Origin of the sequence: Bacillus cereus group sp. BfR-BA-01524, assembly GCF_022662595.1 — a bacterium.
GTDB lineage: Bacteria > Bacillota > Bacilli > Bacillales > Bacillaceae_G > Bacillus_A > Bacillus_A thuringiensis_S.
Genome location: NZ_JAKUDW010000152.1, coordinates 1 through 9,158, shown reverse-complemented (window position 1 = coordinate 9,158; position 9,158 = coordinate 1). Strand labels below are relative to the sequence as shown.

Below are 9,158 nucleotides of genomic sequence, written 5' to 3'. Positions count from 1 at the left end.
TATGCCGTAGATACTTCGGAATATACTTCCGAAGTATTGTATATATTAACTATAATACATCTCCAAAGTTTTATCAAGAACCTTTTAATATCAACACTTTAAATACTTCCGAAATATAACCCGTAATAATCCCCGTAATAATCACAGGTTAATTTCACGTAATAATTACGATAATAAATCCCTTTGTTTGTACCTAATAACTCTTATGTGAAATTAAAAATATGTAAAAACGCATTGATATAAGAATAGATTAATTGCCGCTATGATGTGCTGGTTTTGTACATAGTGATTAATAAATCGCGCTCATCCAACTAATCACCGCTCAATAACATGTGATTTCCGATATAAAACCTAATAAATGAGCAATGAATGGTCGAGTGATCAGGAGTAAAAAAACATGATATTTTATGTATTCTACAAAGGTGTGCTTTTAGTTTCTATAGAATTTTTATATAATGTATATAGGACAAGCATCATATAGTTAGGTGGTGAGCAAATGATTGATGAACAGTTAAGCGATGGTTATTATCGAGTATCTGAAGTAGCAACCATGCTTGATATACCTGAAAGTACTCTTCGTAGATGGTTAAATGATTTTGATGAGTACTTGAACATAAAAAAAGAACGTCAACTTAAATATGTTCATGAGGATAGTATTGATACAGTAAAGAAGATTAAACATTATTATTCAGAGTCTAAGAAAAAGCACGAGATTGTGGGGCTTTTAGATATGGATCCTACAGTTATTCGTAATGTTGATGCTGAATATGTTGATGGCGATGATGAGTCAAGAGAAACATCGCTAGTTAAAGTACAACAGATAAATACAGATTTGATTGAGGCTTTAACAGAAAAGATTACTGAGGAAGTTACAGCTAAAGTGACGGCTGAATTATCAAAGCAAAACATGGAATTCTTCGCGGCTGTAGCTAAACAAAGTCAGGATAATTTTGATAGAATTAACAAGCGCTTAGAGGAACGTGACGAAAAGCTAATGAGCACTATACGACTAATTCAAGAACAAAAAAGTGCAAATGCCCAGAAACAAGAGAATACTGAACAAAAAGGCGGCTTTTTCTCTAAGCTTTTTGGAAAAAAATAAGAAAGACTATCATTTTGATAGTCTTTCTTATTTTTAATCTTTAGTACACTTAATATCTTTACTATACTTAATTTCTTATGAAATAACATGATGAATTCAAAGTTAGTATTTTATCCTTTTAATTGTGTTTATTATAACTTAAAATTGTAATAAATAGAATTAAAAGGAGTTGATACATATGTGGAAAAAGATTAATGATTATAAATATCATCTTAAGGATTTGAAGTTTATGAATTGGCTATTTCCCATTATAGGTTTGTTGTACGCTTATGAATTCTTCTCTGGTCTAATGTTCGACCATGAGTTTCGTTGGCTCAAATTATTATGTACTATAATAATGATCATAGCATTTATGGATATTAGAAAGAAGCTTAATAATAAAGATTATAGAACAACGTGATACAAAAGGAATTCGTTTCTTTTTTATTTTGTAAAAAGAAACGAATTCCTTTTGTTTTTTACAATCTTTGAAATCGGCATACTTCATATATTTTTTCCAACTACGCCCTTATGTCACTTACTATTACTTTCAGGTCTGGATAGTTTTATTGTTATATTTATTAATATCTCCGTCTACATTGAGCCATTGAGGAGTTTCATAAGCATATTTGTAGATGAATTACCTAGCTTCTTTTAATGAATTGAATTCTCCTAAATGCAAATTTGATTTAGCAGTTCTATATCCATCTACAAAATTAGTTGTACCATGGTCCCCTAAAATATCAAAAAACGGTTTTGGTGCCAAATCAAATTTTTTCATTTACCCCCCTTAATAATAACTATAGGTTTACTATACAAATTAAGCGCTATTAAATTACTATTCTGCTAATCAATTTATATTAATTCATAGAACAATAATCTAATAATAATATTTTTTACTATAACTATATATTCCGCATTACATTCGAGAATTAATCTCGCTACTGAAAAAACCACAATTGATTCTCAATCACTTAATCACCGGTTACCTATTTTTAAAAATACAAACGAAACATATGCGAGTGACTGGTGATTAATTGACTGATTGAATCTAGTTTCTATATAATAAAACCAACCACTCGATCACCGCTCAATCTATAAAAAGGATTTGGGTATAATTTTATCGGTTAACTGATGGTTGATTGACTGATTTTAACTAATTTAAGGTGAAAAGAAGTCATATTTGAATTTGCGTGAGGATTATTTGTGGATTAGGGGATTAAAACTCTTGATTGGCTGGCAGTTGATCGGGTGAGTGCAGTATGTGTGATTTATTTTTTTGTCCGTAAGGTGGTGGTTCTTGATTGAGAGGCGATCATGTAGGTGTTTAACACGCAGGTTTTCGTTCTTGTTAAGTTCACCGGGTTTATACTTTTAGAAAATCACCTTGCAACGATGGAAAAAACTATATATGATGTAGTTACTTTAATAATTTTGTATTTTTCTAGATACAGATTTATTAACGATAAAATATTTATATAATAAAAAAATATAATATAATAAAGCAAAAAAAGGTTCATCAGCCCAATGAAGTAGCGCCAACTACTTCATTGTGGTACACCGCACAAAATTCCCAAAAGAAATTTCCAACGACAGCGGTAAACAAAGCCAACAAACCTTTTTATTTTGCATGAAATTATAAGATAATTTTACTGTATCTTATGTATTTGTGCAACTTAAAAAGGGGATTTCTTGTGTATTTTTAGGCATTGTTTACCGTGATAATACATATATTACTTTTTTATGAGTAATATTTTGTATCCGTGGTATGACAGTGCCTTTTTCTGCTCTTTTGAAAGGAGCTAGCAACATTATGCATACGCAAATGGCTTTTTCCCAACAGAACTTTAAAGTTCATGGGGTTAAGTTTTTTGATGGACTATTAAACACAATAAAACTAGAAAATGAAAGAAAAGAGTTACCATCTTCAGCTTTAGCTACTTACATCTTGCTTCACTTTGAATGTAATGATATAGGAATGCTTCCACGTGAATTTCAAATAATGGATCTTGCTAAGAAAAGCGGGATTCCCTACACAACAATTTATACAGGTTTTCAAGTTTGTTTGGAGCGTAATTTTGTAAAAGAAACACCTGTTGGAAATCGTACTGTATATGAAATTGTAGATTATGCATTGTATAACCATACTGCTTCGGAAACTTCAAACATGTCAGGTATAACGCTTTCGTATTTCCGTATTCCATTTCACCTTATCCAAACAATGATACTGAGTAGTCTAGTAAAGGCTCGTGATAATAGGGGAATTATGTTCCTTCTAAATTTAATCAACACTTTTTCAAGAAAAGTGGGTATGGAACATTATAAACATAATATTGATGAGTTCCAGATCACAAGAAGAATGGCTTTCTTAAAAGAAAGATTAAAGCGTAATGCAAAAAAAGTACGACAATACATAGAAATTATAAAACCTATTGTGCAATTTACTGCAATTGACTCTAAAGAGAAAAATTCTAATGATTCACGAATTACAAGTGTAAGAAAACAGGTAAAACAAATCATCATTGAGAAGTTTAGTGTGGTGTTTTCTTCAAACTGCGTAATAGAGAATGATAAAAAAGAATTACATAGACCAATAGCAAAGTGCAGAAAAGAAGCAGTGTCTCGTTTAAAGCATATGGGACAAGCGTTACGAAAAAAAGATAAAGAAAATATAATGACTGCATTTAGACAAGAAATTGTTGATCACGCAATCTATTTACCAACAAAACAAAAACAAAATGAATTACTAATTTACGCAATGACTTATGCGTTAGATCAAGTTGAAAGTTGCACAAAAGAGCAAGAAATATTCTCTATTCCAGCATTTATGCGTGTACAGTTTAGAGATTCATGGACGGATTTTAAAGAAAAAAGCTTATCTGTAGAAGAAAGACACGATACAAGGATAAATTATTATAAGCAAAATGGTGTTTATCCTGACTTTGTATAATTTTTAAAAAAATAAATACAGCAGCCCTTGTTAAAAAATCACTTAAAAGCAAGGGTTATTTGGCATGTTCTTTACTTTGAAGACATGCTTTTTTATTTAGGAAAATATTTCTACAAGCATTTTTACGCAAGTATATAAGCTGCTAACGCTACGTTAAAATACGATTTAGTTTGTTTATAATTCGATTCATTACTTGTGAATATCTTAATTATATAATTATAGACTTGTGAATTCTGAGTAATATGGTATTTAACTTCTTAATTTGTGATTTATATGATGGAAGGCTTGTTTGTATTGGGGATATTACGATAGGGAATTTATCTTAATAGCCAGGAACGTATGTAATGCGAGGCTTTAGAGGTATTTGCTAAATCTCTTTATAATTAATAATTGGGTTTAGTTATATATATTTCTTGTTGTTTGTATATAAAATACTTGTGATTATTTATATTTAATTACTTGTATTTTTTAGATTAGATACATAGAAAAATAGAAAGAAGGAATAAATATAAGTTTCCAATGGGGTAATTAATCTATTGACTTTTAAAATTCATAGAGGTATTCTTATACGTGAACAACAATTAACTAAGAGAAATATACAAATTAATAGATTTAATTTCTAGCTAAACGGACACACCGAAGGCACATAACCTGCCATCGGTGTGTCTTTTTTTTGTATAAATATCAAAAAAGGGAGAATTTGAACTATGAATGAAATTGTAAACATGAGTAAAGAGAGATTTACAAAGTATTGTGAGGGCAATGCAGCATTTGAGGAGAATATTAGTTGCATTATTAATCACTACTTTTTATTACTAGGAAATAAAGCAAATATATTACAAGAAAGAGAATTTAATAACGAAATTGAAGAAAAAACGTTTATAAATAATGTAAAGCGTTTTGAAACTCTATTCCCTGCAGCTGTTAAGAATGCATTTTTAAAAGGTTATCAATTATGTCTAGAGTTTATACATCATCCTGAAACAAAAATACCTGAGAATTTATATACTGATCCGAATTTTATAAAAGACATTCCTTTTGCCCTAGCAAATGCATCCGAATATGAATTGTACGAAATCATTCGAACAGATGAAACACAGGAATTTAGTGTGTTTGCTATACGAACATATGAGGGAATTCGTCCATTATTAGAACAAGTATTTTGTGAAGTTGCATACAGTGGTGCTGAATATGCTTTTGAACATGAACGATTAGAAAGAGGATTTGAATTAGTGAAAGGTGATACCACTTTATTAACCAAAGTTCCTGTAGATCGTTTCTTCTCAATTACGCCTTCTGTAAACGGAGTTGTTGTGCATGCGGAAGAGCATTGCGAGATTTGGACTTTAAATTGGAATAGCAAAGTAACCATTGATAATCCTTTTATTGAGGTTGCTGAGGTTACATTTATTCATCAAACAAAGGATATGATTCAAAAAAATATTGAAGATGGTGTTTTATACTACAGTTTTCTTTATCTTGATACACCTTTACATGAGATACAAGATCGATTAGAAATACGAGTAAAACTAAATTCTGATTTTGGGGCTCCACGTTCAATGGAACAAGTTGAAATGGAGTATATTTTGAATGAGATTATTGGGAAGGTTCATCTTCAGGCACAAATTCCAATTGAAAACATGATTTTAATCCAACGTTAGAGTTTGTAGGAGGTTCACTATGGTAAAAAAAATCGTTTTAGCTATTAGCGATACTGTATATACGGCATATTTACGTGAGGATTTTATTGGTGCGGGATTTGAAGTAGCTGATAGTGATGTGATGCACATCAAGTATCTAGATGAAATTCTAGATACGGAACAGCCCAATATTCTATGTATTAATGACAAACGATTAAATATTGATGCGGGACATGAAGAGAAACGTGAATTGATTATCTTACAGAAATTAAGAGATATTCGCTTTAATCGCGATATTCGTATTGTGGTATTTACAGAGCGTGAAAATGATGATGAGTTTTTGGCGAAACTGATTTATCTAGGTATCTATGACATTTTTAATTCTCGTAAAATTGATATTGATAACAAAGTCATCCCGCAGCTGCTACAGGAATCGGATATTAAAAATGTGGCGGAAATTGTAGGAGCAAGTCAGGCACCGCAACAAACAAAGTTGCCCGAGGTTCCTCTTGATGAGGAAGAAGAGGAAGCATCAAGTGAATTAGGGGAAGGCGGCAACTGTGAACCTGCCTCTAATTCCAACAAACTATTTAAAAACAAACAAAAGCGTAAGTCTGTCTCAGAGAAGATGCCAAAAGCACCTGTTATAAAAAAACAGTATAAATTGGCTTTTGAGCCGGTATATGAAAAACAAATCGGTATTGCTATTCCAAGAAGAACAATTGTTGTGGCCAGCATGAACAGGAGAAGTGGTGCTACTTTTGTTTCACATCTTTTAGCAGCTTACTTAAATGAACTACAGATTGATGTGAATTATATAGAGAATCTATATGATGATGGCTATACGTATCCGTTATTAAAGGGATATACAGAAGCACCAGAAAATTATCGTAGTGAATTTATGTTGCAGCGGTATAAAGAGATGTTACAGAAGGAATCTGATATATTATCAATTCCAAAATGGAAGCAAGGAAAAATAAATTATATCGTAAAGAATCCTATAGTGGACCAAGAGCTGAAAAATGAAACAGAGCAGGACTTTGACCATTTTATTAAGGTTTTATTGGCCAACCAAGAAGCACCTATATCTATTATTGATGCAGGGAGCGATTGGGATAAGGATTTATACCATGAGATCTGTGAAATGGCAGATTACATATTCTTTGTAGCGGAACCAGATCTGCATCAATTGCTAAAGATAGCGCATCCTCTTACACCAAAAGAGAGAAAGCTCGTTTCTTACTTAGATTTAGAGAAAACGAGAATCATTGGGAATAAGTTTTCTTCTGCACTTTTAAAGCATGAAGTAATAGAAGAATGTTTTGGAGATAAGGTAATAACTGCTTTACCACCATATGAGATAGAAGATGTATTTGAATCTCAATTAAATAGTAGTACGTTACTATCTAGTCGGAACTATTATAAAGAGTTAGAAGGAATTATGAAGGAAATAGCAGAGTTATTGCTACCAAACCAATTGTTGAACCAAAAGAAAAGTTCCATTTTAAGTGGATTTCGATTTCGAAAGTCTGAAAGTTAAGGGAGTGTGAAGAGGAATGCAAAAGTTTATTATTGCAACAAGTATGTTGCTGTTATTTGTAGGTTGTCTATTCTTTGTAACTGATATGGTAATTGGAGATACAACCCATACTGATAATAAATCGTCTTTAGAAAGGGGAGGCGAGATAGCTGTGGCTAAGTCTGTAAAAGTAGGTACTCTGCGTGCAGAAGAAGAAATAGCTATTGATCCAGAAAAAGCGAAAAAAGAGTTTGAAAAAGCGTATAACGGTAATGCGGATTTTAAAGATCCTGCTTCAAAACGTAACTTTACTGTCCATGATGTACAGGAGAAACCGGCAATGATTGCTGTCGAAGGTGATGCAGAAGCTGCTAGTTACTTTAAGCAATTTGATGAAAAAAAAGAAACAATAAAGAGTAAAGCAAGAAGTATTATTATTTACGATGCAAATGCAAAAGAAAAACAATTAGGTGGAAACGTAAAATAAAGAAAAAGAGTAGGTGCATTAAGAATGCAAAATACAGTAACTACAGCTCTATTCCTTACACTTTCTTTATTATTAATCAGCCTTTTACCCGAAGGTGTTTTGTATGGAATACAGTTAGTGAAAGCACATAACTTTGCTTCTGATATGGTTGAAATCGCAGAGAATAAGGGTGGATTTCAATATGATTACAATGGAAAAAGGGTGGATTTAGTCCCCGGGATAGAGAAAAGAATGAAAGAAGAAAAGATGGATGGCTGGAAGTATGAGTATACAAAGGGACGCATTGATCATAGTCAACCTCTTTCTTTTAAGGTGAAAGCAGAACACCATTTCTTCATATTTAAGCTGATTGGGGTAGATGGCATAAAGGCTCCGATATGGGCGAGTAAAGATGGATTGGGACAAGTATATTTTAAGTAATGAAAATTCTAAGATTTGTACTATAAAAGACTATACTGAAAAGTATGGTTTTTTTGCTAGAAAAATATATTTATAAATAAATATATAAAAATACTTTACAAGCCTATTTTTATATGGTAATATTTTCCATATAGAACAGCAGTTATAAAAAAACGCTAATTAATAAATTAATAAATTAATATGTTAAAGTATCTGGATTTTATGTTTAAATTCGGTACAATAAAAGAATCTATGAAAAAACTAATATATTTGGAGGAACAAACAATGGCAAACAAATTTTTAAAAACAGCAACAGCACTAACAATTATGGGAACATCTTTATTAGGAGCAGGAGCATTTACTGCTAAGGCTGATAACACAGATTCACTAAAATTCAGTGATGTTCCAGCAAATCACTGGTCTACGAAAGCAATTTATGATTTAACAAATCGTAAAGTAGTACAAGGGTACGGAAATAAAATCTTTGGTTTTGGTGACAATGTAACTCGTGGGCAAGTTGCTCGTATGATTTATATGTACGTTAAACCCGCAGATGCAGATGCTAGCTTCAAAAATCCTTTTACTGATATTAAAGGGCATTTGTTTGAAAAAGAAATCTTAGCACTTGCTAAAGCGGGACTTGTAAATGGATTTGGTGATGGAAAATATGGTCCAGATGATATTTTAACTCGTGAACAAATGGCACAAGTGCTTACAAATGCTTTTAAATTTAAGGCAACGAAAACAACAAAATTTGCAGATGTTGATAAAAATTCTTGGTCTTACGGTGCAATTAGTGCATTAGAAGAAAATGGGGTTACAATTGGTACAGGAGATAATATGTATTCTCCAAAAATGTTTGTAACACGTGAAGCGTATAGTCAGTTCTTATATAACTCTATTAATGCAGTTGAAAAAGAAACAAAACCAGAAGTGAAGCCAGATCCAAAGCCTGAAACAAAACCAGAGGAAAAACCAGAAGTGAAGCCAGATCCAAAGCCTGAAACAAAACCAGAGGAAAAACCAGAAGTGAAGCCAGACCCAAAACCTGAAACAAAACCAGAGGAAAAACCAGAAGTGAA

At 31.9% G+C, this 9,158-nt stretch carries 8 protein-coding genes and 1 pseudogene; 8 read left to right on the top strand and 1 reads right to left on the bottom strand.

Going from position 1 to position 9,158, the window contains the following annotated elements; genetic code table 11:
- Positions 1-496: 496 nt before the first annotated feature.
- Together MR170_RS28835 and MR170_RS28830 are read left to right on the top strand one after the other, a co-directional pair.
- Entirely contained in the window at positions 497-1,102 is a 606-nt protein-coding gene (locus tag MR170_RS28835; RefSeq protein WP_063676507.1) for a MerR family transcriptional regulator, read from the top strand.
- A gap of 178 nt (positions 1,103-1,280) precedes the next feature.
- Positions 1,281-1,502 (top strand): hypothetical protein, encoded by a 222-nt coding sequence (locus MR170_RS28830; protein ID WP_063676506.1) that lies wholly within the window; start codon positions 1,281-1,283, stop codon positions 1,500-1,502.
- A gap of 54 nt (positions 1,503-1,556) precedes the next feature.
- On the opposite strand, the pseudogene MR170_RS32535 reads toward MR170_RS28830, so the two are convergent.
- Positions 1,557-1,862, bottom strand: a pseudogene (locus MR170_RS32535) (hypothetical protein); the annotation flags it as partial.
- A 1,032-nt stretch (positions 1,863-2,894) separates the two neighbouring features.
- Between MR170_RS32535 and MR170_RS28820 the strand changes: the two are divergent.
- The 6 genes from MR170_RS28820 to MR170_RS28795 all read left to right on the top strand — a co-directional run.
- The gene (locus MR170_RS28820) at positions 2,895-4,031 is read left to right on the top strand and encodes a helix-turn-helix domain-containing protein (RefSeq protein ID WP_242310364.1); all 1,137 of its coding nucleotides are present in this window, start codon (positions 2,895-2,897) and stop codon (positions 4,029-4,031) included.
- Between the two features lie 707 nt (positions 4,032-4,738).
- Positions 4,739-5,692, top strand: coding sequence for a hypothetical protein (locus tag MR170_RS28815; protein ID WP_242310362.1), 954 nt, complete (start codon positions 4,739-4,741; stop codon positions 5,690-5,692).
- A gap of 19 nt (positions 5,693-5,711) precedes the next feature.
- Positions 5,712-7,211 carry a CpaE/TadZ family protein gene (locus MR170_RS28810; protein ID WP_242310360.1) on the top strand — a complete coding sequence of 500 codons (1,500 nt, stop codon included), beginning with the start codon at positions 5,712-5,714 and terminating at the stop codon, positions 7,209-7,211.
- Between the two features lie 16 nt (positions 7,212-7,227).
- Positions 7,228-7,677: a hypothetical protein gene (locus tag MR170_RS28805; protein ID WP_242310358.1), complete on the top strand. Its 450-nt coding sequence runs from the start codon at positions 7,228-7,230 to the stop codon at positions 7,675-7,677.
- A 24-nt stretch (positions 7,678-7,701) separates the two neighbouring features.
- Positions 7,702-8,097, top strand: coding sequence for a DUF4320 family protein (locus MR170_RS28800; RefSeq protein WP_044798381.1), 396 nt, complete (start codon positions 7,702-7,704; stop codon positions 8,095-8,097).
- A gap of 201 nt (positions 8,098-8,298) precedes the next feature.
- Positions 8,299-9,158 (top strand): S-layer homology domain-containing protein (locus MR170_RS28795; protein WP_242310357.1); only part of this gene is annotated, 860 nt, incomplete at its 3' end.